Raw genomic sequence first — 25,102 nt, 5'->3', positions numbered from 1 at the left:
TGGAGCGCGCCGCCTGGCGCGCCCGCCTGATCGCCGCGATCGCGGCCGGGGACCCCACGCGCCCCTAATCAAGAACACACAGCAAACAGGGAACCATCACTCCATGTCGAGAAGGAAATCGCCTCTCCTGCCCTCTGCACTGGCGCTCGGCGCCGCACTCGTCTCGGCGCCGGCCTGGGGGCAGGCCGCAGCCGAACCGAGCGCACCGCAGCCGGGTGAAATCGTCGTCACCGCAACCAAGCGATCCGAGAACATCCAGTCGGTCCCGATCTCGATTTCCGCGATCGGTGGCGACGCGCTCGCCAAGGGGCGCATGGACAGCGTGGATTCGCTGGTGACCAAGGTCGCCAACCTCCAGCTCAGTTCGATCGTGGGCGACAACACCCCGATCTTCGCGCTGCGCGGGGTGTCGATGTCCGACTACTCGCTCAACCAGGCAAGCCCGGTCGCGACCTATTACGACGAAGTCTACAAGGGCAACTTCGCCTTCCTGGGCGTAGCGATGTACGATCTGGAACGGGTCGAGGTGCTGCGCGGGCCGCAGGGCACGCTCTACGGCAAGAATACCACGGGCGGCGCGGTCAACATCATCAGCCGCACCGCAAAGCTGGGCGAGACAAGCGGTTACGCCAACCTCGGTTTCGGCAATTATGACCGGGTCGATCTCAACGGCGCGATCAACCTGCCGCTGGGCGACAAGGCGGCGCTGCGCGTGGCGGGCACCTATTCCAAGGCCAACGGCTGGTTCCACAACGTGGTCGAGGGCGTGCCCGATCCTGGCGGCGTGCGCGAATATGGTGTGCGCGCCACGCTGCGCTACGAACCCAGTTCGAGCGTGCGCTTCGTGGCGCAAGGTTCGACAAGCTACCAGGACCCGACCAACTATGGCATCTACGCCCAGCCGACGGCCGACAACCGCGCCGGGCTTGGCAAATGGGAAATCGCCTCGGACGTCACCGAGCGGCGCCGCGCGCGCACCTATTCGCTCGCGCTGCACACCGACATCGACCTGTCCGACACGCTCACCCTCACCAGCATCACCGCCTGGGACAAGGGCTATCTCCACTTTCGCGAGGACAGCGACGGGCAGGCAAGCCAGCTGATCGAGATCGACTACGACGACAAGGCCAGCCAGTTCGCCGAGGACCTGCGCCTCACCAGCGATACCGGCGGGCCGTTCGACTTTATCGCCGGGCTCTATTTCAACCGCGAAAAAGTGTTCAATTCGAGCACGATGCACCTTGCCACCGATACCGACGTGAACGCCGACGGGACGATCGACTACACCGACTGCGTCGATAGCGAACTCAGCCTGGCCTGCCAGTTCCGCAACCGCTTCGACCAGATCAAGAAGAGCCTCGCGGCCTATACCGACCTGTCCTACAAGCTGGGCGGACACGTCACGCTGCACGGCGGGCTGCGCTACACCCACGACACCGGACGCCAGTACGACTTCACGTCCGACGCGCTGGGCGTGGACGAAGTGGAGGTGCTCAACCTCATCCCCTCCTCCTCGCTGCGCTTCTCGACCGACAACCTCTCGGGCAAGCTGGGCGCGGACTACAGGTTCGACGGCGGCACCCTGCTCTACGCCAGCGTGAGCCTGAGCTACCGCGCGCCCAGCTTCAACGCGCAGGCCTTCTTCGATGCGTCCGAACTTTCGATCGCCAAGGCCGAAAAGGTCACCTCCTACGAAGTGGGCGCCAAGACCCAGCTGCTGGGCCGGGCGGTGACGCTCAACACCGCGGCGTTCTACTACGACTACCGCAACCAGCAGTTCGTCAACGTCGATCCCTCAACCGCGGTGCAGACGCTGCTCAACGTCCCCAAGTCGCGCATCTACGGCGCCGAGGCGGACCTGACGGCGATCGCCGCAAGCTGGCTCAATATCCACGGCGGGATCGGCCTGCTCGCCACCAAAATCCTCAGCGGTACGGTGAGCGGCACCAACGTGGCGGGCAACCAGCTCGCCAACGCGCCGCATTTCACCGGCAACCTGGGGATCGACATAACCGCCTTCGACGGCCCCTCGGGCACGCTTTCGTTCCATCCCGAGGTCGCCTATCAGGCGGGCCAGTATTTCGAGATGGTCAACGTCGCGCGGCTGCGCCAGGGCGGTTACGCGCTGCTTTCAGGGCATATCGACTATGAAAGCGCCGATGGTCTGTGGAACCTGTCCGCCTGGATCAAGAACGCGACCAAGAAGCAGTACTTCACCTCGCGCATCGACCTGATGGACGGCTTCGGGCTCGACTACAACCACGTCGGCACACCGCGCACCTACGGCATCACGGCGGGCCTGAAGTTCTGATCGGGCGCGCGCCTCAAGGCAAAAGGGCCACCCGGCGGGTGGCCCTTTTCGTGTTTGCCGGGGTCGTCCCGATCAGCGCGGCAATGCAGCGTCGAGCATGGCCCTGGGCCACCAGGTGAGCGTATGCTCGTCGTGTGCGGTGGTCCACACGCCATCGGGGGTGAAGCGCAGCGCGCCGCTTCCCGCCGCCTTGCCCACGCGCGCGTCGATCGTCATCGTCGCGGCATCGATCACCGCGAAGACCTGATCGTCGGTGGTGCGCAGCCAGACCTTGCCCGCGCCGGTGTCGATGTCCCCCCACTTGAGGTTCGCACCGACCTTGACCCGGCCGGTGACGGTGACGGTTGCGGGATCGATCCTGGCCAGCGTGCCATCGCCCTGCTCCTGCACCCAGACTGCACCCTCACCCGCGACGAGGAAGCCCGGCACCTTGCCGAGCGCGACCGTGCCGGTAACGGTATTGGTCTGCGGATCGATGCGCTGGAGGCTCTGCTTGTCGGCGCTCACCGCCCACAGCTGGCCCAGACCAAAGGAAAGATACCAGGTGCCCGGATCGACCGTGACGTGCGCGGTGACGGTGTTGGTGGCCGGATCGATCCGCGCGATCTGGCCATTGGGATTGTTCGCCACCCAGACCGAACCCGCGCCCACAGCGACGTTGAGTTCGCCCTTGGGGTTGGCGATGCCGGTGTAGATCGATGCGACCAGCTTGCCGGTCGCAATGTCGATCCGGTTGACCGTGCCCGCGCCGCAATCCGCCACCCACAGCGATCCCGCCGCCACGCTCATCGCGCCGCAGGGATGGCCGAGCGGCACTTCGGCGAGCTTCCTGGTGTGCGACCACCGCTCGACGCGGCCCCGGTTGGTGGTCCACACCGTATCGCCGTCAACGGCGAGGAAATCGGCAAATCCGGGGACCTTGATGACCTGCTCCCCTTGCGCGAAGGCGGGGGAGGCAAGGCTTGCGAAAGCGGCCGCCGTTGTGGCGATCATGAGCTTCAACGTGTTCATCAAGGTCCCCTCTTGTGTCCTTCGGCAAACGGATTTGTGCGACCCGAAGGAAGTTCGTCGTGGCCGGTCAGGCCCAATCAGGCGAGACTGGCGATGTAGTTGCGCCAGCCGCCCAGCGCCGTGATGTCGCTCGCGCCGATCGTCGCGCGCGGTTCGGACACGAAGCCCTTGACGCTCGTCCCGTCGGCCAGCGTCACCGTGCCGATCGCCAGAGGCGCGGGCACTTCGGCCACGAAGCTGCCGAATTCGGCCGCGCCCAGCTCGTACACTTCGACCGGCAGGCTCGTGCCGCCTTCCTCGAACACCAGCGCGGGCTTGGGCGGGGTCGAATTGGCGAGCGCGTAGAGGCGGTAGCTCGGCGCGGTCTCGAACGCGCCGATGAAGGTCGCGTTGCGCGAAGTCAGCTGCCAGTGCAGCGGCATGTCCTTCAGGTGAGCACCAACAACGGCAAGCTTTACAGTTTCCATACGTCCCTCAAGATCAAGCGGTGGCAAAGGCACAGGCGCGCGCGCGGAGGCGAAGGCATCCGCTGCATCGAGCAGCGCGCGGTCGGTATCGGCGGGTCCGATCAGCGTGATGCCAAAACCGGTCCCGTTCTCGCGAACGCCCACCGGCACGGCGAGCGCCGCCATGTCGAGCAGGTTCACGAAATTGGTATAGGCGCCAAGGTTGCTGTTGAGCGCGACGGGCGCGGCAGCCAGTTCCCTGACACGGTAGGTCGTGCCCGTCGTCGGGAAGACCAGCATGTCGACCTCGTTCCACAACAGGTCGGCGTGGCGCTTGAGCGCGGCCATGCGGTAGATGCCGTTGAACAGTTCGACCGCGCCGATCTCCAGCCCCGGTTCGACCACTTCGCGCACGACAGGGTCGATCGCCTCGGGATCGTTTCGGAGCAGGCTCTCGATCGCGGCGGTGCGTTCGGCCACCCAGGGCCCGCCGTAGAGCAGCAGCGCAGCTTCCTGCAGCGGCGCGTAGTCGATCTCGACGATCGTGGCGCTTTGCGCCAGCGTCGCGAGCGCCTGATCGTAGAAGTATTCCGACTGCGCATCGCCGAAGAACTGGCGCTGGTCGCGGCGCGGTACGCCGATGACCCTGGGCGCCAGCGGCCTGTCGGCGAGCGGCTTGGAATAGGGATCGGCAACGTCGAAGCCCGCGATCACCGTGTCGACCAGCCGCGCATCGGCGGTGTCGTCGGTGAACACGGTGATGCAGTCGATCGTGCGGCAGGCCGGGACCAGCCCCTTGGTGCTCCAGCGCCCCTTGGTCGGCTTGAAGCCGACAAGATGGTTGAACGCGGCCGGAACGCGTCCAGAGCCCGCCGTATCGGTTCCCAGTGCAAAGGGCACGAGCCCCGCCGCCACCGCGATCGACGAGCCCGAGCTCGACCCACCACTGACATAGGCCTGGTTATAAGCGTTGCGCGGAATGCCATAAGGGCTGCGCGTGCCGACGAGCCCGGTGGCGAACTGATCCAGGTTGGTCTTGCCCACAAGGATCGCGCCAGCCGCGCGCAGCCTTGCGACCACGGTGGCATCGGCCTCGGGCGCATAGGCGAAGGCCGGGCACGCGGCCGTCGTCTCCAGCCCGGCGGCATCAATGTTGTCCTTCACCGCGAATGGCACCCCGGCGAGCGGCAGGTTCTCCCCCGCCGCGACGCGCGCATCGACGGTGCGCGCGGCGGCGAGGAAGGCCTCGGGGGATGCCCGGCTGATCCAGATCTGCGGCTGAACGGCGTCGTAGGCCTCGAGCCGCTTCAACGTTTCTTCGGCCACCGCGAGCGCGCTCAGCGTACCCGCGTTGACCGCGGCGGCAATCTCTCCGGCCTTGCGACGGTTGAGGTCCATCATGCGCTCCTCGTGAGGGCCAGCATCGGCGAGCCGGGTTGCAGGGACTTGCCCTCTTCCATGTAGATCGCCGCGATCGTGCCCGCTCCGGGGCTTTCGACCGGCGCTTCCATCTTCATCGCCTCGACCACCGCGATCCGATCGCCCGCGGCCACGGTGTCGCCCGGCGACACCAGCAGTTGCGAGACGACGCCGCCATAGGGGGCCTCGATGAGGTCGGCGCNTCGCCTCGACCACCGCGATCCGATCGCCCGCGGCCACGGTGTCGCCCGGCGACACCAGCAGTTGCGAGACGACGCCGCCATAGGGGGCCTCGATGAGGTCGGCGCCTTCGGGCACCTCGACTTCGGCCGGAGCCTCTTCCTCGACCGCTTCGGCCGCCGCCACGCGGTCGAACTCGCCCAGACGCTGCCATTCGGCGCGTTCCTCGTCGAACGCAGCTTCGCGCGTAGCCTGAAATTGCGCGATCGATTCAGCGTTTTCCGAAAGGAACGCCCGGTAGTCGGCCAGACGGAACTCGGACGGCTCGATGCGGATCTCCCGGCGCCCATTGGGGAACTCGCGGCGCCAGTCGACCAGTTCCTCCGGGCTCACCCGGTAGAAGCGGATCTGGTCGAAGAAGCGCAGCAGCCAGGGCTTGCCCTCGGTGAAGGCCTGGGTCTGGCGGTAGGTGTTCCACACCTGGATGGTGCGCCCGAACAGCTGGTAGCCGCCCGGCCCTTCCATGCCGTAGATGCACATGTACGCGCCGCCAATGCCCACCACGTTGGGCGGAGTCCAGGTGCGGGCCGGGTTGTACTTGGTGGTGACGAGGCGATGGCGCGGGTCCATCGGGGTCGCCACCGGGGCGCCAAGATAGACGTCGCCCAGGCCCAGCACGATGTAGTTGGCATCGAACACCAGGTTCTCGACCGCGTCGGCATCGGGAAGGCCGTTAATGCGGCGGATGAACTCGATGTTGTCCGGGCACCAGGGCGCATCGTCGCGCACCAGGCTCATGTACTTCTGGATGGTCTCGATCGTCGCCGGATCGCGCCAGCTGATCGGCAGGTGGACGATGCGCGAGGGGACGGTGAAGTCCTCCAGGTCGCCCAGCCGCTCCTCGGCCGCGATCAGCGCGGCCAGCGCCTCCTGCTGGCCCAGCACCTGCCCGTCGAAGTGGAACTGAAGCGAACGGATGCCGGGCACGATGTCGATCACGCCGGGCAGCGCCATGCGCTCAAGCTCGGCCATCAGCGCGTGGACGCGGATGCGCAGCTCGATATCGAGCACGATCGCGCCGTACTCGATAAGGATGTTGCGATCGCCCTGCTGGCGATAGACCGTGCGCGGACGGCCCGGCCCTTCGGGCAGTTCGGCCAGGATCGGGCTGAGCGCCGCGATTTCGCTGACCGGGGTTTCGGCCAGCGCCTTGCCCGCGCCGATGAAGGCGCGCTGCGCCGCATCGGCAGCGGCGGCGACGTCCATCGTCACCGGCGCAAAGCGCACCTTGTCGCCTGCGGTGAGCTGGCCGACCTTCCACAGGTCCGCCGCGATCACCACGAAGGGGCACACGAACCCGCCGAGCGAGGGACCGTCCGGCCCCAGGATGATCGGCATGTCGCCGGTGAAGTCGACCGCACCGATGGCGTAGGGGTTATCGTGGATGTTCGAGGGGTGAAGCCCCGCCTCGCCGCCATCGGTGCGCGCCCATTCGGGCTTGGGCCCGACCAGACGCACGCCGGTGCGGTTCGAGTTGTAGTGGACCTGCCATTCCGCGCCGACCACGGTGGCGATGTCCGCATCGGTAAAGAAGTCGGGCGCGCCGTGCGGGCCGTAAAGCACGCGCAGCGTCCACTCGTTCGAGACCGCCGGGACGCCGACCGGGGCCAGCGCCGCACCGGTATCGCGGTGCGCGAAGTGCAGCGTGTCGCCCGCAAGCAGGCGCCGCGCGGCGGGACCGCCGAACTGGCCCAGCTCGAAGGTCGAACGGCTGCCGAGATAAGGCGCGACGTCGAGCCCGCCGGCGAACAGGATGTAGCCGCGCATGCCGCCGCCGGTCGCCCGGCCCATCGCCAGCGTCTGGCCCGCCGCGACCTCGACCACGATCCCACGTTCGAGCGGCGTATCGTCAAGCCGCGCGCCAAAATCAGCGCCCATCAGGCAGATCCGGGCCGGCGCAGTGAAGGCCAGCGTCGGACCGGTGACCGTCACTTCGAGCCCTTCGGTCCCTTCCGGGTTGCCGAGCAGGCGGTTGCCCAGACGGAACGACTGGTCGTCCATCGGCCCCGAAGGCGGAACGCCCACCGCCCAGTACTTCTGGCGGCCCGGCCAGTCCTGCACGGTGGTTGCCGTACCGCCGCTGACGACACGGAAACCGTCGGGCTGGAAGGCAATGGTGTCGAGCACGCGGGTCGACACCGCGCCGCTGGTGAATTCGTCGCAGCGGGTGACCTTGCGCAGCCAGCGCAAGTTGGTCTCTATCCCGTCGATGCGCGCTGTGTCCGCCACCATCTGCACCGCCGCCACCGCTTCGGCGCGGGTGGGCGCGTGGACGATGAGCTTGGCCAGCATGGGATCGTACCAGGCCGAAATCTCGCTGCCGCCCGCAACCCAGGTCTCGACCCGGATGTCCTCGGGAAATTCGACGTTGGTCAGCGTGCCGGTGGTCGGGCGATAGTCGAGCGAAGGGTCCTCGGCGTAGACGCGCAGCTGCACCGCATGGCCCTTGCGCGCGCCGATCGGGGTATCGAGGAAAGCGTAGTCGCCCCCGGCCCCGCGCACCATCCATTCGACCAGATCGACCCCGAATACCTCTTCGGTGACGCCGTGCTCGACCTGGAGACGGGTGTTCATCTCGAGGAAGAAGAACTGCTCCTTGTCGGCGTCGTAGAGGAACTCCACGGTGCCCGCCGAACGGTAGTTGGCCGCCTCGCCCAGCCGGATGGCCGAGGCGATCAGTGCGCGGCGCACCGCCTCAGGCAGGCAGGGCGCGGGCGATTCCTCGACCACCTTCTGGTTGCGGCGCTGGAGCGAGCAGTCGCGTTCGCCAAGCGCCACGACTTTGCCCTCGCCATCGCCGAACAGCTGCACCTCGATGTGGCGCGCGCGGCGGATGAAGCTTTCGAGGAACACGCCCGCATCGCCGAAGCTGGCCTGGCCCTGGCGCTTGACCGCGGCGAAGCCATCGCGCACGTCGGCCTCGTTTTCGCACACGCGCATGCCGATACCGCCGCCGCCCGCGGTCGCCTTGAGCATGACCGGATAACCGATCGACGCGGCGGCGCTGACGGCTTCCTCCTCGTCGGTCAAAAGGTCGGTGCCCGGTGCGAGCGGAACGTCGTGGGCCGCGGCCAGCGCGCGGGCCGAGTGCTTGAGGCCGAAGGTCGCGATATTGTCGGGCGTGGGCCCGACGAACACGATCCCCGCATCGGCGCAGGCCTGCGCGAAGTCGAGGTTTTCGGACAGGAAGCCGTAGCCGGGATGGATCGCCCCGGCGCCGGTCTTCTTCGCAGCCTCGATGATCGCCGCGATGTTGAGGTAGCTCTCGGCCGGCCGCGCCTCGCCGATGCACACCGCTTCATCCGCCAGCGACACATGGAGCGAGCCTTCGTCGGCCTTCGAATAGACCGCGACCGAACGCAGCCCCATGGTCCGCAAGGTGCGGATGATCCGAGTTGCGATCGCGCCCCTGTTCGCGATCAGAACGGTGTCGAAGGTCATTGCGTCACAATCATCCGCACGGGCGTGGGGTTGAAGCCGTTGCACGGGTTGTTGATCTGCGGGCAGTTGGAGACGACGAGGATCACGTCCATCTCGGCGCGCAGATCGACCGTGAGGCCGGGCGCGGAAATGCCATCGACAATTCCCAGCGCGCCGTCATCCTCGACCGGAACGTTCATGAAGAAATTGATGTTCGAGACGATGTCGCGCTTGGAACGCCCTTCGAGCAGGTTGGCGTGCAGGAAGTTCTCGACGCAGGCGTGCTGGGCCTTGGTGTGGTGGCCATAGCGCAGCGTGTTGGACTCGCACGAGCACGCCCCGCCGATGGTGTCGTGGTAGGCGACCGAGGTTCCCGTGATGGTCATCATCGCGCGCCCCTCGTTCGAGAGCAGGCGCGTGCCTTCGCGCAGGAACAGGTTGCCCTGCGCCGAAACGGTGTCCTGCGCGCTGTAGCGCTCGGTGTCGTCGGCCTCGGCATAGATCAGGAAATCGACGGCCTGGTTGCCTTCAAGATCGACGATGCGCAGGCTCTGCCCGGCCTTGACGTGGTGCAGCCAGGGCGCGCGGGCGGGAACGGTCTCGTCGTGGACCACGGAGCCGGTAAGATCGGCCAGGTAAGGATCTGCGGTCATTGCAAAGGCTCCTTTCAACGACGGTAGTAGTCTTCGGTGTTGAGGAAGGCGCGGCGCCCTTCGGGGCTCGCGTTGCGCAAGGCGTCGTCCTCGCTCGTGACGGGTCCGCGCCAGGCGCTCGCGCGCAGCGGAGTGACGCTCCATTCCTCGCGCGGGTCCATCACGTGGGGGCAGTTGGCGATGACCACGATCACGTCCATCTCGGCGCGCAGGATCACCTCGCGTCCGGCCTCGAACGGGCCGACATCAGGCGTGATGGTGCCGTCCTTCTCAATTCTGGCGCCCTTGAACAGGTTGATGCACGGGTGCACGTCGCGCCGGCCAAGGCCGTGCTTGGCAACCCCGTTCACGAAGCGGTCGCGCCCGTTGAGGACATAGCCGTCCATCGCGCCGTACTTGGCCTTGGCGCCGTCCGCGTTGCTGGTGCCGCAAAAACAGTCGTGCGTGCCCGCGCTGTCTTCCTCGAAGGACATCATCACGCGGCCCATGTCGGAAAGCAGCAGCTGGCCTTTGCCCAGATAGGCGTTCCACTGGACCTTGACGGTGTCAGCAACGTTGAGCCGCTCGGCCGGCTGCTCGGCGTTGAACACCAGCAGCGAGGCGCAGGCATCGCCCTTGAGATCGATCAGGCGCAGGCGCGAACCGCGCGCCAGGCGGCGGCTCGAGCCGCCACCTGCGGCAATGGTTTCCTCCCACACCAGATCGGCGGGATCGACCCCTGCGGGCAGATCGTCGGCAACCGGCGGCAGGATCGGCATGCTCTCCACCACGGTGCCGTCCATGCTGCGCGCGTGGTCACGCGCCGCGAGGGGGTTTTCCAGGGTCTGTGTCATGCGTTCGCTCCTGTCGAAGAAGATGTCCGGCCGCCCGACTGGTTGTGCAGTTGCGGCAGGAGGGAGGTCGTGGTGACGAGTTCGACCTGCTGGAGCCCGCGCAGCCGGCGAATGGCATCGCACAGCTCCTTGAGGCGGGCGTAAGGCCCCTGCACCAGCAGGACTTCCAGCGACTTGTCGTTCTCGAGAAAGATATGCTGCGAGGAAATGACTTCCTTGAGGAAGCCCGATTGCGTGCGGAAGAGCTGGTGGCGCATGCGCCCGCGCTCGCCGCGGTAAACCATGGTGATCGTACCGGCGAGCATCTCGTCGGGGTGGAACAGCGATTCGTGCTCGGCCAGCGCCTGGCGGATGAGTTCCGCGATCAGCTGCGAGCGCGAGGGAAGCCCCCGCTCGGCCACCATCACGTCGAGCTGCCGGAACAGTTCGGCCGGAAGGCTCATGCTCAGCCGAGCGAGCGAGGAGGATTCGGAACTCATGCGAATCCTCTCTCAGTTATTACTAACTTCGTCAATAGTAATACGTTCGCTGTGATAGACGACCTTGCTGCGCTCCTTGTCGAGCGGGATGTCGTAAACCACCGTGGCGCCGTAACGGTGCGGCGCGTGCGGGTCGTGGCGGCGCTTGTCGAGCGCAAGAACGCGCGTGCCCAGCGTGAACGCCTCGCGGATGTCGTGCGTCACCATGATGATGGTCAGCGAATAGTCGCGCCACAGCCGGGTGATGAGCTCGTGCATGTCCGCGCGGATACCCGGATCGAGTGCGCCGAAAGGTTCATCGAGCAGCAGGATGCGCGGGCGCTTGATGAGCGCTTGCGCGATCGCCAGGCGCTGCTGCATGCCGCCCGACATCTGCGCGGGGTAACTGTCCATGCTCGCGCCGAGGCCGACCGCGTGGAGCATCTCGGCCGCGTCGTCGCGCGCCTTGCGCCGCGCCGCGCCGAACAGGCGGGCCGAGAACGGGGCCTCCTCGCACTCCGCGCCGAACATCACGTTGCGTAGCGCCGAGAGGTGCGGGAAGACCGAATAGCGCTGGAACACCACGCCGCGATCGGGTCCGCATTCGGGCACCAGCGGCGTGTCGTCGAGCCGGATCTCGCCGCGCGCGGGCGCCTCCTGCCCCAGGATCAGGCGCAGGAAACTGCTCTTGCCTGCCCCAGAAGGGCCGACCACCGAGACGAAGGCGCCTTCCTCGATATCGAGGCTGAGGTTCTCGATGATGATCTTGTCACCATACTCGACCCACAGGTTGCGCAGACTGAGGAGCGCGCTCAATGGCCTTCTCCGTGAGCCCAGGGGAACGCGCGGCGGCTGAGGAAGACGAGCGCGAAATCCATCGCGATCGCCAGCAGCGCGATCCACGCCACATAGGGCAGGATGACGTCCATCGAGAGATAGCGACGGACAAGGAAGATGCGGTAGCCCAGGCCCTGGTCCGAAGCGATCGCCTCGGCCGAGATCAGGAACACCCAGGCCGGGCCGAGCGCCAGGCGGATCGCCTGGATCAGCCGCGGCATCGCCTGGGGCAGCGCGACGCGCAGGATCACCTGCCAGCTGCTCGCCCCCAGCGTCTGGGCCTTGATGATGAGTTCGCGCGGGAGCGCGTTAACATGGCCAGCCACGTCGCGGATCATGACCGGCGCGATGCCGATGACGATCAGCGCGACCTTGGCGGTTTCGCCCAGCCCCAGCGCGATGAACAGGATCGGCAGCAACGCGATCGGCGGGATCACCGCGATACCGGTAACCAGCGGCCCGAGCGTGGCGCGCACCGGCGGCAGGATGCCGATGACGAGCCCGACCGCGAGCGCCATCAGCGTCGCGATGCCCAGCCCCAGCCCCAGCCGCTGGAGGCTGGCGAGGGTGTCGGCCCAGAACACCAGCTGCCCGCTCAGCTTGTCCGGCTCGAGGATGAGCGCGGCCATCGAATGGACCATGGCCGAGGGCAGCGGCAGGATCTTGTCCGCCGGATTGGCCTCGTGGCGCTGGACCGCCAAGATCAGATAGACGAAGACCAGCAGCAGGATCGGAGCCGATCCCAGGAACAGGCGGCCACTGCGGCCGACCTGGCGATTCACCCAACGCATAGACGGGCCACACCCTTGCTTGGCGCGATCGGGCGGATGGCCCGGTCAGCGGTATTCGGTCGGACCGGCGACCCCGGCGGGGCCGCCGTGCACCCGTTCAGAGCTTGCCGTCGGCAGCCATCTTCATGAAGCTGTCGTCAAAGCGCAGCGTCACGTTCTGGGCATCGCCCAGCGTCTTGCCGCCGGGGAAGGACATGCCCACCGCATCGGCCGAGGTCGCGCCGTTGAACAGCCCCTTGGAGAAGCTGAAGTCGCGCACCCGGGTCATCGTCTTGATAAGCGCGGGATCGTCGGTCGCGGCAACCGCTTCCTTGGGATCGGCGTAGAGGTAGGTGGTCTTGAGCTGGTCGTCGAACTGCTGGGTCGAAGCACCCGCAAGCTTGGCCATCGCGGCGCGCGCGGCCTCCCCTTCTGCGTTCTGCTCCTTCATCAGCTTGACAGTGTCGTACCAGATGCCTGCCAGCGCCTTGCCCAGCTTGGGGTTGGCCTTGAGCGTCTTGGTATCGACCACCAGGAGGTCGAGGATCTCGCCGGGAATGTCGGCCGAGCTGAACACTTCGTGCGCGCCCGCCTGCTTCTTCATCATCAGCAGCTGCGGGTTCCAGGCGACTGCGGCCTGCACGTCGGGGCTGGCGAAAGCGCCCACGATGTCGGCATCGGCGGTGTTCACGGTCTTCACGTCGCGCAGCGACATGCCCACCGAATCGAGCGCGCGGGCGAGCAGGTAGTGCGAGACCGAAAGCTCGACCAGGTTGACGCTCTTGCCCTTGATGTCGCGCAGATTGTCACTGCCCTTCATCAGCACGCCGTCGTTGCCGTTCGAATAGTCGCCCACGATGATCGCGCTGGTGTCCTTGCCGCCCGCGGCCGGGATGGTCAGCGCGTCCATGTTGGCGACGGTCACCCCATCGAGCTTGCCGGCGGTGTACTGGTTGACCGATTCGACGTAGTCGTTGACCTGCACGATGTTGATCGTGATGCCGTACTTGTCGGCCCACTTCTTCACGATGCCGGCCTGCTGCGCATAGGGCCAGGGCATCCAGCCGGCGTAGATCGACCAGCCGATGTTGAAGACCTTCTGCTCGCCTTGCGGCTTGTCCGACGGGCCTGAGCAGGAGGCCGTCAGAAGCGCTCCGGCGATCATGGCGGCCTTCGCGACGTTCCGAATGGATTGGATCATGACTCAGTCCCCTTTCGCATCGCAGCATTGCGGGAAATGACGGCCTTGTCCATCCAAAATTTATTACGTGACGAAGATTGTGTAATACCCGCAAGCCAAACCCGCGCGCGCAGGACAGACACTCCCCCACACGCCGGGGGCCTGCCCTGAAGTGGGCGCGGGCGCCGGCCGGCGGGGGCGAACGGCCGCCTCCGCCGGCCGGCGCAGCGCGGCCGTCAGGTGCGTGTCAGGGAAGAACCGCTTCGGCGTCCGGAGCGCCGTGCGCGGCGACGACACCGGCCGTCTCGTCGAGACCGTCCTGCTCATGCAGCGGCGGGAGCAGCGCAGTCGTCGTCACCAGTTCGAGCTGGCTCACGCCCCGGATGCCGCGCAGCGCGTCGCACATCTCGTCGAGCCGCACCGCCGGCCCCTGCACCAACAGGACTTCGAGCGACTGGTCATCCTCGAGGAAGACGTGCTGCGAAGAGATCACTTCCTTGAGGAACTCGTGCTGGCGTTCGGCCAGCTGCTGGCGCACGCGGCCGCGATCGCCACGGTAGACGATGGTCAGCGTTCCGGCGAGCATCTCGTCGGGACGGGTGCGCGCCTCGTGCTTGGCGAGCGCATGACGAATCAGCTCGGCGATGAGCTGCGACCGTGAGGGAAGGCCCCTCTCCTCGACCATGACGTCCAGCTGGCGAAACAGATCAGCGGGAAGACTCATGCTGAGTCGGGCAAGTTCGGTGGTCATCGTGCGCTTCGCCAATCCTCGTGCTTTCGCGTTCGGGGCGGTCGTGGACGAACGCCTAAACCGCTGCCGTTGTACGTCTTCATTCGCTGAAAAGGTGGGGCTTGTCCATGACAAATATTACGCTTGTTAAGTGTGAGTAATATCACCGTCGGGCGAATTTGGACCGCGTTACACCGCCCCTCCCTCGGCTCGTCCCGCGTGTTCAAGCCGCGCCGGGCACTGTGGCGATTCCATCACAACCGCGCAGCCCCACGCCCCGAAGCGCCCTCCACCGTGCCCGAACACGGCGAGGGCGTCCTTTCCCTGCGCCTCAAAGAAGTTTGAAAAACGGCGCTTTCTTGACCCCTCCACCCCCTCCCTGCCGCATTTTGCGACGCACAAATTAATACTCTTGACGCAATCTGTAATATCAATACCGTGTTGGGCATCGCCGGACAGAGCGGTTCAGGAGTGGGGGAGAAGATCTGGGACGTTGAGCTGCGGCGCAGCTCGATAGGGGAGATTTTCTATGGATCGATTGCCGGCCTACCAGTCAGGTTCACCTGATGCCCCGACCGCCGTCACGCGTGACGATCCGCGCGCCACTCACGGCGCGCCCGGCACGCCGTCGCTGGCCACCCGCCTCGTCAATCTTCTTCCGCCCGCAACGCTCATCGCCATCGTCGCCTTCTGGATGTTCGGCCCCAAGAGCCTGGTCGACAATTCGTGGGCGCTGATCGTCGCCGGAGGGCTTACCACCGCTTTCGTCCAGCTGCTCGAATGGGGTCTGGAACGCCATCGCGGCTGGCGGCTCGACCGGCGCGAGTTCCTGACCGACGTGTTCTACGTCCTGCTCGGCTACACCGTGATCTCCTGGCTGAGCGAGCACCTGGCCGAAACCCCGCTCCACGCGATCAAGCAGTCGCTCGGCATCGCCACCCCCTGGGTCGGCCAGCTGCCGTTCCTGGTCCAGGTCGCCATGGTCATCGTGCTGTTCGAATTCGGCCAGTACTGGATGCACCGCCTGATGCACAACTGGCATCCCTTCTGGCTGACCCACGCGCCGCACCACCACATCACCCAGCTCAACGCGATGAAGGGCTATGTCGGCAATCCGATCGAGCTGTTCCTGATCAGCCTGAGCGTGCTGGCCTTCTTCGATTTCGCGACGACGCCGGTGCTCTGCGCGTTCAACCTGCTCGGCGCGATCTCGACGTATGCGCACGCCAACGTGCGCTCGGACCCGCCGCGCTTTTACGCGTTCTTCTTCACCACCATCCGCCACCACAGCCTGCACCATTCGACCGACTACGAAAGCACGCGCTGCAACTACGCCAATTCGCTGATCCTGCTCGACCGGCTGATGGGCACCTATCGCGAAGGCGAGGCCAGCGTGGTCGGTCAGGACGAGCGCAAGCGCCTCTCGATCGCCGAGCAGTTCCTGTTCCCCTTTCAACCGATCCTCGCGCGCTTGAAGGAAAAGCGCGCGACGCCGTCGTCCGGCGCGCATTGAGCGCGATTCCCGGGAAGCAAGGTCCCGGCCACCGGACATACCGCCCCCAAGCCCTCCCAGGCCAGCTCCGGCAAGACGCCGGGAAAGCCAGGGCTTCGCACCACGATCCGTGGCCCCGGCCACGCAAGACCGACGCTCCATGCACCCACGCTCACCGCCATCCGGGCATTTTCAGGCCTGGCTTTTTTCGGATTGAGGGCAATCCGGCGAGGCGAGCGCCACAGACAGAACAAGACCCAGCACAAGACGAGGTAACCAATGTCGTACAGGACACGAATCAGGGCAGGACTTCTTTCCGCAACCGTCATCAGCTGCGCGCTGGCCGCCGCCCCCGCGCTGGCCGACGAAGCCCCCGCGGCTGACGCCGGTGCCAGCGATGGCAACACCATCATCGTGTCGGCCACCCGCCGTGACACCACGATCATGGAAACGCCGATCAACATCAGCGCGGTGAGCGGCAGCGACCTGCAGGACCAGCACATCGACGACATGCGCAACCTGGGCGCCTTCACGCCGGGCGTGACCATCGTCGACACCGGCCCGCGCGGCGCGGGCACCATCGTCATGCGCGGTCTTTCGGCGAGCGACACCGACGCCAGCGGCGGCGACAACTCGAACTCGGCGGTCGGCATGTACCTCGGCGAAGTGCCGATGTACTACGACTTCAAGCTGATCGACATCAACCGCGTCGAAACGCTGCTCGGCCCGCAAGGCACGCTCTACGGCCTGGGTACGCTCGCGGGCGCGATGCGCAACATCCCCAACCGGCCCGACGCGACCGAATACTCGGCCGAACTGCACGGCCAGGTGTTCGACATGGCCCATTCCAAGAACACCGGGTACAACGGCTACGGGATGGTCAACATCCCGATCGTCAAGGACCACATCGCGTTCCGCTCGGTCACCGGCTATTACTACACGCCGGGCTATATCGATTACCCCTACGTGCTCAAGGAGCCGGGCGTCTCGAACCCGCAGCCCGGCGATACCAGCAACCCGATGGGCACCGATGCGGACAAGGCCGAGAACTTCAATTCCTACAGCGACGTGAACTTCGAACGCACGTTCACCACGCGCAACCAGCTCGGCTTCTTCACCGACGACTTCAAGGCCTACGTCACCTACGCCCACCAGCGCACCCACACCGAGGGCCAGTCGGCCACCAGCGCGGGTGTCGTGGGTGAAGGCAAGTATCAGGGCGCCTGGCGCTACCTCGAGCCCGCGACCCGCATCGGCGACATGCTCTCGCTCGAAGTCGAGGGCAACGTGCAGGACGCTCTCAACGTGGTGTTCGTCTCGGCCTATACGCAGCGCAAGACCCGCTACAAGAACGACAACACCGACCTCCTGCTCGACCTCGACTACGGCTACGAAGCCTTCCCCGAGTTCTCCAGCTACAACGTCTCGCAGCAGAAGGAACACGAGTTCACCAACGAGCTGCGCTTCGTCTCGACTTTCGACAGCCCGCTCAGCTTCGTGGCGGGGGCGTTCTGGAACCGCCAGCACTACAAGTCGAACTACGATGAATATGTCCCCGGCTTCCCCGAATGGGCCAACGAGGCGGACAACTGGGACACCAGCTTCATCACCGACCACTCGAACTCCGAGTACGCGCACGAGTATTCCTCGTACGTCAACAGCAGCAACGACGAAAAGGGTCTCTACGGCGAGGCGACCTGGCACTTCACGCCGGATCTCCAGATCACCGGCGGCCTGCGCTACTACAAGTACACCGCCAACGTCGACGGCGGCTCGTACCTCCCGCTTTGGGACGATACCTACAGCTCGCGCTCGGGTTCGACTTCGGACAACGGGCTCGTCTACAAGATCAACGCCTCGTGGAACATCACGCCCAGCGTGATGGTTTACGGCACCTGGTCGACCGGCTACCGCATCGGCGGCGTCAACCGCGTTGCACCGTGCAGCCAGGACGTGATCGACAACGGCCCGAGCGGCCAGACGCTGTGCGCGCTGCCCAGCGAGCTGTCCTACGGCCCCGACCGCACCAAGAACGCCGAAATCGGCGCGCGCGCGCAGCTGTTCGACAACAAGCTGATGGTCTCGCTCTCGGCCTTCCACATCGACTGGGACGGCATCCAGCTTGACGGTCAGACCACCTACGGCGCGATCGGCATCACCGTGAACGGCGGCAAGGCGGTCTCGCAGGGCGTCGACGTCTCGTTCCAGGCCAACCCGATCCAGGGCCTGACCATCCGCGGCAACTACTCCTACCTCGACGCGCACCTGACCGAGGACGTGCCCGACCTGCTGTCGGTCGAAGGCGGGGATCTGGTCTCGGCCTATTCGGGCGACCGCCTGCCTGGCTCGGCCAAGAACAAGGGCGCGATCAACGCCACCTACGAAATGCCCGTGGGTGACAACTCGATCGCGTTCGGCTGGACGGCGACCTACACCGGCAACATCTACACCCGCGTGGGCCTGCGTGGCGGCGGCGAGGCGCTCCCGTCGTACTGGATGCATCAGGCCAACATCACCTACAAGACCGAGCGTTTCGACATCGGCGTCTATGCGACCAACATCTTCGACACTTACGCCATCACCGGCGTCAGCAACGACCTGACCCGCAAGGGCATCGTCAACGATGGTGTGATCTCGCGCTATTACGCCCGTTCGGTCGCGCAGCCGCGCGTCGTCGGCCTGCAGGGCACCGTGCGCTTCTAAGCCGCGGCCAGAACACACGAAAAGGGGCCGGGAAACGCGCTGTTTCCCGGCCCCTTTTTTTTGCCTCTCGCCAAGGCTATCCGTCGAGCGCGATCCCCGCGCTTTGGAAAAACGCCGCGACCTCGCGCAGGTCTTCGGCGTGGGTCTTCCAGCGCCCGATCCCCTCGGCGTTGAGCGGACGGCGCACTTGCGCCGCGCTGGGCGTGGCGACGGCGGCTGCGTTCTGATGGAAGGCGAGGCACGCCGGGTCCCAGTCCAACCCGCAATGCGCCAGCAGCCTTCGCGTCTCGCCTTCCTGGTCGTGCACCAGCGCCTCGTAGCCCAGTTGCAGCACGCGGCCCGCAAACCGCGCCTCCCAGAACGCCATGAGCCGATCGAAGCGCGCAAAATAGCGCGCGGTGTCGAGCGGATCGTACGAATAGCCGTAATAGGCCGACTGCGTGGCGAAGAGGTTGCGCAGATTGCTCCACACCGTGTCCATCGCACCGCGACGCAGGCACACCACGCGCGCCTCGGGCAGCGCGCAAAGGATATGGCCGATATAGAGGAAGTTGGCGGGCAGCTTGTCGGTAAACCGTGCGCGCCCCGTGCGCCGGTGGTGCTGCGCGCGGGCAAGGTAAGCCTCACCGATGGCGCGCGGGTCCGAAGCGGCGCTCGCCGCGATCGTTTCCGCATCGATCACCAGCCGCGAACGCGTGCCCGCCAGCTGCTTGACCGCGACCGGCATGGCCTGAAGCTCGCCTGTCGCCTCGACATCGCGGTGCGAGGAGAGGATGCGATCGACCAGCGTGGTGCCCGTGCGCGGCATTCCGACCACGAAGATCGGCGCGGCGCCGCCCCGCCCGGCGCCTGTGGAGAGCGGCGTATCACCGTTCGAAAACAGCGCCTCGATCGCATCGAAGATCGCCGCATCGCGGGCAAAGTCGTAACCGGTCGCCGCCTTGTGCGCGGCGTTGGCCTGCGCCAGATGGGCAAAGGCGCGCGCGGGCTCGCCGATGTCCTCAAGCTCCTTGGCCAGCGCATAGCGCAGGCGCAGCGCGTCCTCGCGGCCCGGCGTCTTGGCCAGCGCGGCTTCGAGCCGGGTGACGTGGTTGTCCTCGCGGCTCTGGCGCGACAGGATCGCCAGCGCGTAATGCACCCGCGCATGGCCCGGATCGCGCTCAAGGATCGCCTCGTAGTGCGCGCGCGCCGCCGCCACCTCTCCGGTGAAGCCAAGCGCGGCGGCAAGGTTGAAGCGATAGACCGGGTTGTCCGGCTCGTCCTCCACCGCACGGCCAAAGGGCGCCAGCGCGCTCTGGTGATCGCCCAGCCGGACCAGCACGCAGCCGATGGTATCGAGCGTGAGCGCCGAGGCCTGCTGGGCAAGGGTGAGCGCGGCCTGCGCGGCCTCGGCCGCCTCGCCGTCGCGTCGCAGCAGGATCAGGATGCGCGCGAGCTGGGCAAGGTGCTCGGCCTGCTCGGCAGGCGCCGCCTCGCCCTCTGTGGCCTGGCGCAGCAACGGCAAGGCCTCCCCGAACCGCCCCGCTTCCGCGGCGACGAGCCCGAGCAGAAACGGCCCCGCCGCGCGTTCGGGATGACGCCGGGCCAGTGTGCCCGCCGCGCGCTGCGCGCTGGACAGATCGCCGCGCGCCAGAGCAGCGCGCGCCTGCGCCTCGAGCGTCTCCGCGCCCTCGCCTTGCAGGCTCACGCCCGCGACTCGCAAAGCGCCGGACAAGCGGCGAAGCGGCGCACCGCGCGGTTCGGTTTCATGACGATGGTGCATCCCGTTTCTGTAGCGATCACCGCGGCCCCCGATGGTGATGGAGGGACCGTGGCCTGGCGCCTTCGCGCTCCTGAAGATCCGCCACGCTTAACGCGCAGCCCCCGCCGCTGCAATCGGCTTGCCCCGGCTCGGCACCGCGCGGGCTCGGCACCGCGTCGGCTCGCACCCGCGCGCCGCATCGCCGAGGAAAGGCTGCGCGAAGACCCGCCGCCTGGCTGAGCCGCATCTTCGGTCGCGCTTGATTTCTCGCAATTTCCGATTCGCAAAAGCGCCCTAGGATGGAACAAACCAAGCCGCGATCCGGACCCTACCGGGGGCATCAACCTCGCCACTGCCAAATTTTTCTTCGCAGGACGAATAAAATGCACACCCAGGCCCTCCGTCGCGGTTTACGAACGGCAAAGCTGTGATAGATTGAAGCCATTCGCAAACCCGCAGTTTTCCTAGGGTTTCACGCGGTATCGCGGGACAAGGCCAGGCCCTTCCCGGACACGCGCCGGAACCGGGCGGGACAATCTGGGACGAAGGTCCAGATGGCTGTAGACAGCGAAGCGGGCGAGTATTACGATGCTTGTATTCAGTATTACTACCACGGGCCACTGCGTATTACGAGGGTGAGTGTATGAACGGAGTTCGCGTCGGGAAGCGAGTGATTGGTGCGGATTCGCCGGTCACTGTCGGCTGGGACAATCTGCCCAAAGTCGAAGGCGGTCCGTTCAAGCGGATGTTCTTCACCTACTTCCAGCCCGCGGTCCTGCTCGCGCTCGTGCTGTTCTGGATGTACGCGCCCGATTCCATCGCCAAGGCATCGACCGCGATCGGCATCGGCATCGGCTTCAAGGTGCTGCTCTATATCCTGGAGTGGGTCAATCCGCGCTACAAGAGCTGGAGCCTGACCTGGAAGGAGCTCGTCGTCGACCTGTTCTACGTCGCGATCGCCTACACGCTGATCCGCTACCTCGGCAAGAATTTCGGCAGTGATGTCTGGGCCGAACACATCCTCAAGTCCTTCGACACCGAGAAGTTCACCTGGTTCACCAGCATGCCGCTGCTCGTCCAGGCGTTCCTCATCACGCTGTTCGCCGACATCTGCTACTACTGGATGCACCGCGGGATGCACAACTGGTACCCGCTGTGGCTGTCGCACTCGGTGCACCACTACATCACCCAGCTCAACATCAACAAGGGCCAGATCGGCAACCCGACCGAGATCTTCCTGATCGGGCTTGGCATCGGTGGTTTCTTCGACTTCCTGCCGCGCGCCGCGCTCCTCGCCGGTTCGCTGGGCATGTCGATCAGCATCTACCAGCACGCCAACATCCGCTTCAACACCCCGCGCTGGTGGCTGTTCCTGTTCAACACCACCGAACACCACAGCGTGCACCACTCGCTCGACTACGAAGCCAGCCGCAGCAACTACTGCAACACCTACATCTTCCTGGACCGCATCTTCGGCACCTGCGTCGATGGCGAAGCGGAACTGCTGGGCATGGAAGGCGGCCGCCGCATGTCGATCCCCGAGCAGATGACCTATACCTTCACCGAAGGGTACAAGTCGTCCAAGGCCTTCCTCCAGCGCCGCCTGCACCCCGCCGCAGTCCCGGCCGAGTAAGCGGCCCCGCCGAGCCGATACCACACCACCGCGCGTGCGCGCCCTTCGCGCGCATCTGGAGACCTTTGCGTGAACCTGCCTTTCATCGATACGATCTGGACCGTGCGCGGCTCGCTCGCGCTGATCCCGCCGCGCACTTCGGCCGAGACTTTCGCCGCGCTCGACGACCAGTTCCAGGCCGATGGGACGCGCACGGCGATCGACGGCGACACGCTGACCTTCCGCAAGAAGGACCCGCGCGCGCAGGACAAGATGGCCATCTACCGCAGTGGTACGCTGACGGTCGAACAGGGACAGACGACCTCGCGGCTCGTCTACGCGATGAACAGCGGCACGCTGCTGTTCTGCTTCGCACTGCCCTTCTTCTTCGTCGCCGTCGCGCTGCTGCTCAAGGACGCCAAGACATCGGGGCTGGTCTTTGCCGGGATCTTCGCCGCGCTCTACATCGCGGGCCGCATCCTCGAGCCCTGGCTGATCCGCAAGGCCTTCACCAAGCGTCTCAACGGCGAGGCCGAAGCACCGGACACAGCCCCTGTCGCGGCGCGCGATCCCGGCGCCCCGCTGCAGCAGAGCGCGCACCACGCCTGACCCGATAAGCAGGAGGACCGGCCGCGTGGCGAACGCCGCGCGGCCGTCTTTGCGTTTGCGCCGCGCGCGCGTGGGGACGAACCGGGCAAGCCCGCTCCGGCGCGCGCCGCACACGGGCACGCCCTTTCGACACGCGCCCTAAAAATGTTCGCAACACGGATAATATTTTAATTTTTTCGCAGGTGCGAATATTTTGTCTTTCCTTTACAGGGCGCCGTAAGCAATAAAATTGTTGTATAGACATTAATGCCGGAATTTTCGAATCGCGAGCAAAAAGGCCAGCCTACCCTCGCGTTTCGGGGCCAATAACCACATCGAAAACAGGGAAGACCATGACCTATCGTTCCACGATCGATACCGCGCGCGCGCGTCTGGCGTTGTGTCCGGCGGCCATTGCGCTGGCCGGCGTGCTCGCCTCTCCTGCCCAGGCGCAGAGCGAAAAGCCCGCCTCGGGCGATGACAGCGCCAACGCGATCGTCGTGACCGCGCTGCGCCGCGACACGACCGTGCAGGACACCCCCATGGCGATCACCGCGCTGACCGGCGAGACGCTGACCAACGCAGGGGTCACCAACATCACCGACTACGCCAAGTTCGTGCCCGGCCTCAACATCACCGACAGCGGGCCGGGGCAGCGCCGCGTTTCGCTGCGCGGCGTGCGCGCCTCGGGCGAGGCGACGGTGGGCGTCTATTACGACGATGTGCCGATCACCGGCTCGGTGGGCGTGTCGAGCGACGCGGCCGGGCGCACCGCAGACCTCACCCTGTTCGATGTCGACCGGATCGAGGTTCTGCGCGGCCCCCAGGGCACGCTCTACGGTGCCAGTTCGATGGGCGGCGCGATCCGCGTGCTCTACAACAAGCCCACGCAGGAGTACGAAGGCAAGATCGAAGGCCAGGTCCAGACCACCAAGGGCGGCGGCTTCGGCTACTTCGTCAACGGAATGGTCAACGTGCCGATCGTCAAGGACGTGCTCGCCGCGCGCGCGATCCTCTACCGCCGCGACTTCGACGGCTATATCGACAACACCTACCTCAACAAGAAGAACGTCAACGACTACAAGGCGACCGGCGGGCGCCTGATGCTGCGCTTCACGCCGACCAGCAACTTCACGCTCGACCTCACCGGCCAGTTCGAGAACACCGACGCCGTCTCCTCGACCTGGAACCCTGAAGTCGGCACCTACAAGTCGGCCGCGCAGGTGATCCTGCCCTATACCGACAAGTCGCAGCTCTACAGCGCGAACGCGGTGTGGGAACTGGGTCCGGTGGCGATCACCTCGATCACCGGCTACCAGCACCGCAAGTCGGCCTATGCGGCGGACGACAGCTACTACATCGCCAGCTACCGCAACACCGACGACTGCGCCAGCTACGTCAATTCGGACGGTTCGGCCTGCTCGAGCGGGCAGCTTTCGGACTATTACGACTATATCGACAGCCTCGGGCCGGCCGCCATCTACTACCCCGGCTCGACCCGCGACTTCACGCAGGAGCTGCGCGTCAGCTCGACCGGGGAAAGCGCGATCGACTGGACCATCGGCGGCTTCTACCAGAACCGCGACAACACGGTGACCTCCGAGGACGCGCTGGCCGATGCGGTCTCGGGCCAGATCATCTTCCCCAACGAGCTGATCTACCGCCGCCACATCTACGACAAGCTGCGCCAGTTCGCGGTGTTCGGCGAAGCGACCTGGCACCCGGTCTCGACCGTGAGCCTGACCGCGGGCCTGCGCTATTTCGACTACAAGAAGACCGTCTCGGGCTACACCGACATCGCCTGGGAACTGATCGGCGCCTCGGCCAGCAGCCTGACTTCGGTCGACAGTTCGGAAGACGGCTCGCTGCTCAAGTTCAACGCCGCGTGGGAGCCCAACGCGAACGTGATGGTTTACGCCACCGCCTCGCAAGGGTTCCGTCCGGGCGGCGCGAACCAGGTCATCGGGCTTTCCTCCGAACTGGTCGCCTACAAGTCGGACAGCTTGTGGAACTACGAAGTGGGCACCAAGCTCAACCTGCTCGACAACCTGCTGACGCTGAACCTGGCCGCCTACCAGATCGACTGGGACAACATCCAGGTGCGCGGGCGCACCACCAACGGGGCCTACAGCTTCATGTCGAACGCGGGCGCCGCGCGCATCCGCGGGCTCGAGGCCGAAGCCTTCGTGAAGCCCCTGCAAGGGCTCACGCTCAATCTCTCGGGCACCTATCTCGACGCCAAGCTGACCAGGGATCAGGTCAGCGACGTGGTCGTCGCGGCGGGCAAGGCGGGCGACCGCCTGCCCTACATCCCCCACTTCTCGGGTTCCGCGAGCGCGGAATACCGCCAGCCGGTGAGCGACAGCCTCGATTTTTTCGCGCGGCTTGACGTCAACTACGTCGGCTCGTCCTATTCCGAGCTGCGCCCGACCAACGCCTACCGCGTCAAGATCGACGACTACGCCATGGCCAACGCGCGCATCGGTGTCGAACTGTCCGCTTCGGACACCGGCATCTATCTGTTCGTGAACAACATCTTCGACGCCACCGCGATCAACTACGCCGCCCGCAGCTCGACCGCGAACAGCTACTCGGCGACGTCCGCCGCGCCGCGCACGATCGGCATCAACCTGCGCCACGCCTTCTAAGGCGAAGCGG

16 protein-coding genes and 1 pseudogene are annotated in these 25,102 nt (G+C 65.9%); 6 read left to right on the top strand and 11 right to left on the bottom strand.

The window, feature by feature from the left end; genetic code table 11:
• Positions 1-103 precede the first annotated feature (103 nt).
• Complete coding sequence (locus MTR62_RS10015) at positions 104-2,311, top strand: TonB-dependent receptor (RefSeq protein WP_244020121.1); 2,208 nt, start codon at positions 104-106, stop codon at positions 2,309-2,311.
• 72 nt (positions 2,312-2,383) lie between these two features.
• Here MTR62_RS10015 and MTR62_RS10010 read toward each other — a convergent pair whose 3' ends face one another.
• The 10 genes and pseudogenes from MTR62_RS10010 to MTR62_RS09965 form a co-directional block, all read right to left on the bottom strand.
• A complete protein-coding gene (locus MTR62_RS10010; protein ID WP_244020112.1) occupies positions 2,384-3,322 on the bottom strand; it encodes a Vgb family protein in 939 nt (312 codons plus the stop codon).
• Positions 3,323-3,399: 77 nt separating this feature from the next.
• The gene (gene atzF / locus MTR62_RS10005; RefSeq protein WP_244020110.1) at positions 3,400-5,169 is read right to left on the bottom strand and encodes an allophanate hydrolase; all 1,770 of its coding nucleotides are present in this window, start codon (positions 5,167-5,169) and stop codon (positions 3,400-3,402) included.
• A pseudogene (gene uca / locus MTR62_RS10000) lies at positions 5,166-8,868 on the bottom strand (urea carboxylase). Before uca ends, atzF begins: the two are co-directional and overlap by 4 nt.
• A complete protein-coding gene (locus MTR62_RS09995) occupies positions 8,865-9,500 on the bottom strand; it encodes an urea amidolyase associated protein UAAP2 (RefSeq protein WP_244020102.1) in 636 nt (211 codons plus the stop codon). Before MTR62_RS09995 ends, uca begins: the two are co-directional and overlap by 4 nt.
• 14 nt (positions 9,501-9,514) lie before the next feature.
• Positions 9,515-10,333, bottom strand: coding sequence for an urea amidolyase associated protein UAAP1 (locus tag MTR62_RS09990; RefSeq protein ID WP_244020100.1), 819 nt, complete (start codon positions 10,331-10,333; stop codon positions 9,515-9,517).
• Positions 10,330-10,812, bottom strand: coding sequence for a CopG family ribbon-helix-helix protein (locus tag MTR62_RS09985; protein WP_244020098.1), 483 nt, complete (start codon positions 10,810-10,812; stop codon positions 10,330-10,332). Before MTR62_RS09985 ends, MTR62_RS09990 begins: the two co-directional genes overlap by 4 nt.
• A gap of 12 nt (positions 10,813-10,824) precedes the next feature.
• On the bottom strand, positions 10,825-11,607 hold the full coding sequence (locus MTR62_RS09980) for an ABC transporter ATP-binding protein (RefSeq protein WP_244020096.1): 783 nt from the start codon (positions 11,605-11,607) through the stop codon (positions 10,825-10,827).
• Complete coding sequence (locus MTR62_RS09975; RefSeq protein ID WP_244020094.1) at positions 11,604-12,419, bottom strand: ABC transporter permease; 816 nt, start codon at positions 12,417-12,419, stop codon at positions 11,604-11,606. The genes MTR62_RS09980 and MTR62_RS09975 overlap by 4 nt, the downstream gene beginning before the upstream one ends.
• Positions 12,420-12,516: 97 nt before the next feature.
• Complete coding sequence (locus MTR62_RS09970; protein WP_244020092.1) at positions 12,517-13,599, bottom strand: putative urea ABC transporter substrate-binding protein; 1,083 nt, start codon at positions 13,597-13,599, stop codon at positions 12,517-12,519.
• A gap of 226 nt (positions 13,600-13,825) precedes the next feature.
• Positions 13,826-14,329 carry a CopG family ribbon-helix-helix protein gene (locus tag MTR62_RS09965; protein WP_244020090.1) on the bottom strand — a complete coding sequence of 168 codons (504 nt, stop codon included), beginning with the start codon at positions 14,327-14,329 and terminating at the stop codon, positions 13,826-13,828.
• Between the two features lie 508 nt (positions 14,330-14,837).
• Here MTR62_RS09965 and MTR62_RS09960 point away from each other — a divergent pair.
• Both MTR62_RS09960 and MTR62_RS09955 read left to right on the top strand, forming a co-directional pair.
• The gene (locus MTR62_RS09960) at positions 14,838-15,821 is read left to right on the top strand and encodes a sterol desaturase family protein (RefSeq protein WP_244020088.1); all 984 of its coding nucleotides are present in this window, start codon (positions 14,838-14,840) and stop codon (positions 15,819-15,821) included.
• Between the two features lie 258 nt (positions 15,822-16,079).
• Positions 16,080-18,503 carry a TonB-dependent receptor gene (locus tag MTR62_RS09955; RefSeq protein ID WP_244020087.1) on the top strand — a complete coding sequence of 808 codons (2,424 nt, stop codon included), beginning with the start codon at positions 16,080-16,082 and terminating at the stop codon, positions 18,501-18,503.
• 76 nt (positions 18,504-18,579) lie between these two features.
• Here MTR62_RS09955 and MTR62_RS09950 read toward each other — a convergent pair whose 3' ends face one another.
• Complete coding sequence (locus tag MTR62_RS09950) at positions 18,580-20,190, bottom strand: tetratricopeptide repeat-containing sulfotransferase family protein (protein WP_244020085.1); 1,611 nt, start codon at positions 20,188-20,190, stop codon at positions 18,580-18,582.
• A gap of 697 nt (positions 20,191-20,887) precedes the next feature.
• On the opposite strand from MTR62_RS09950, the gene MTR62_RS09945 reads away from it, so the two are divergent.
• From MTR62_RS09945 to MTR62_RS09935, 3 genes are all read left to right on the top strand, one after another.
• Positions 20,888-21,877, top strand: a complete 990-nt coding sequence (locus tag MTR62_RS09945) for a sterol desaturase family protein (protein WP_244020083.1) — start codon at positions 20,888-20,890, stop codon at positions 21,875-21,877.
• Between the two features lie 69 nt (positions 21,878-21,946).
• Positions 21,947-22,465 carry a hypothetical protein gene (locus tag MTR62_RS09940; protein WP_244020077.1) on the top strand — a complete coding sequence of 173 codons (519 nt, stop codon included), beginning with the start codon at positions 21,947-21,949 and terminating at the stop codon, positions 22,463-22,465.
• Positions 22,466-22,797: 332 nt separating this feature from the next.
• A complete protein-coding gene (locus MTR62_RS09935) occupies positions 22,798-25,092 on the top strand; it encodes a TonB-dependent receptor (protein ID WP_244020075.1) in 2,295 nt (764 codons plus the stop codon).
• The last annotated feature ends 10 nt before the right edge of the window (positions 25,093-25,102 follow it).

This window comes from Novosphingobium organovorum, assembly GCF_022832435.1.
GTDB lineage: Bacteria > Pseudomonadota > Alphaproteobacteria > Sphingomonadales > Sphingomonadaceae > Novosphingobium > Novosphingobium organovorum.
The sequence above is the reverse complement of the archived record's forward strand: the minus strand, read 5'-3'. Positions and strand labels throughout refer to the sequence as shown.

What these genes read in the sequence shown, in the direction of transcription:
- MTR62_RS10015 (WP_244020121.1), top strand. Translation starts at nt 104, where the DNA reads ATGTCGAGAAGGAAATCGCCTCTCCTGCCCTCTGCACTGGCGCTCGGC.
- MTR62_RS10010 (WP_244020112.1), bottom strand. Translation starts at nt 3,322, where the DNA reads ATGAACACGTTGAAGCTCATGATCGCCACAACGGCGGCCGCTTTCGCA.
- atzF (WP_244020110.1), bottom strand. Translation starts at nt 5,169, where the DNA reads ATGATGGACCTCAACCGTCGCAAGGCCGGAGAGATTGCCGCCGCGGTC.
- MTR62_RS09995 (WP_244020102.1), bottom strand. Translation starts at nt 9,500, where the DNA reads ATGACCGCAGATCCTTACCTGGCCGATCTTACCGGCTCCGTGGTCCAC.
- MTR62_RS09990 (WP_244020100.1), bottom strand. Translation starts at nt 10,333, where the DNA reads ATGACACAGACCCTGGAAAACCCCCTCGCGGCGCGTGACCACGCGCGC.
- MTR62_RS09985 (WP_244020098.1), bottom strand. Translation starts at nt 10,812, where the DNA reads ATGAGTTCCGAATCCTCCTCGCTCGCTCGGCTGAGCATGAGCCTTCCG.
- MTR62_RS09975 (WP_244020094.1), bottom strand. Translation starts at nt 12,419, where the DNA reads ATGCGTTGGGTGAATCGCCAGGTCGGCCGCAGTGGCCGCCTGTTCCTG.
- MTR62_RS09970 (WP_244020092.1), bottom strand. Translation starts at nt 13,599, where the DNA reads ATGATCCAATCCATTCGGAACGTCGCGAAGGCCGCCATGATCGCCGGA.
- MTR62_RS09965 (WP_244020090.1), bottom strand. Translation starts at nt 14,329, where the DNA reads ATGACCACCGAACTTGCCCGACTCAGCATGAGTCTTCCCGCTGATCTG.
- MTR62_RS09960 (WP_244020088.1), top strand. Translation starts at nt 14,838, where the DNA reads ATGGATCGATTGCCGGCCTACCAGTCAGGTTCACCTGATGCCCCGACC.
- MTR62_RS09955 (WP_244020087.1), top strand. Translation starts at nt 16,080, where the DNA reads ATGTCGTACAGGACACGAATCAGGGCAGGACTTCTTTCCGCAACCGTC.
- MTR62_RS09945 (WP_244020083.1), top strand. Translation starts at nt 20,888, where the DNA reads ATGAACGGAGTTCGCGTCGGGAAGCGAGTGATTGGTGCGGATTCGCCG.
- MTR62_RS09935 (WP_244020075.1), top strand. Translation starts at nt 22,798, where the DNA reads ATGACCTATCGTTCCACGATCGATACCGCGCGCGCGCGTCTGGCGTTG.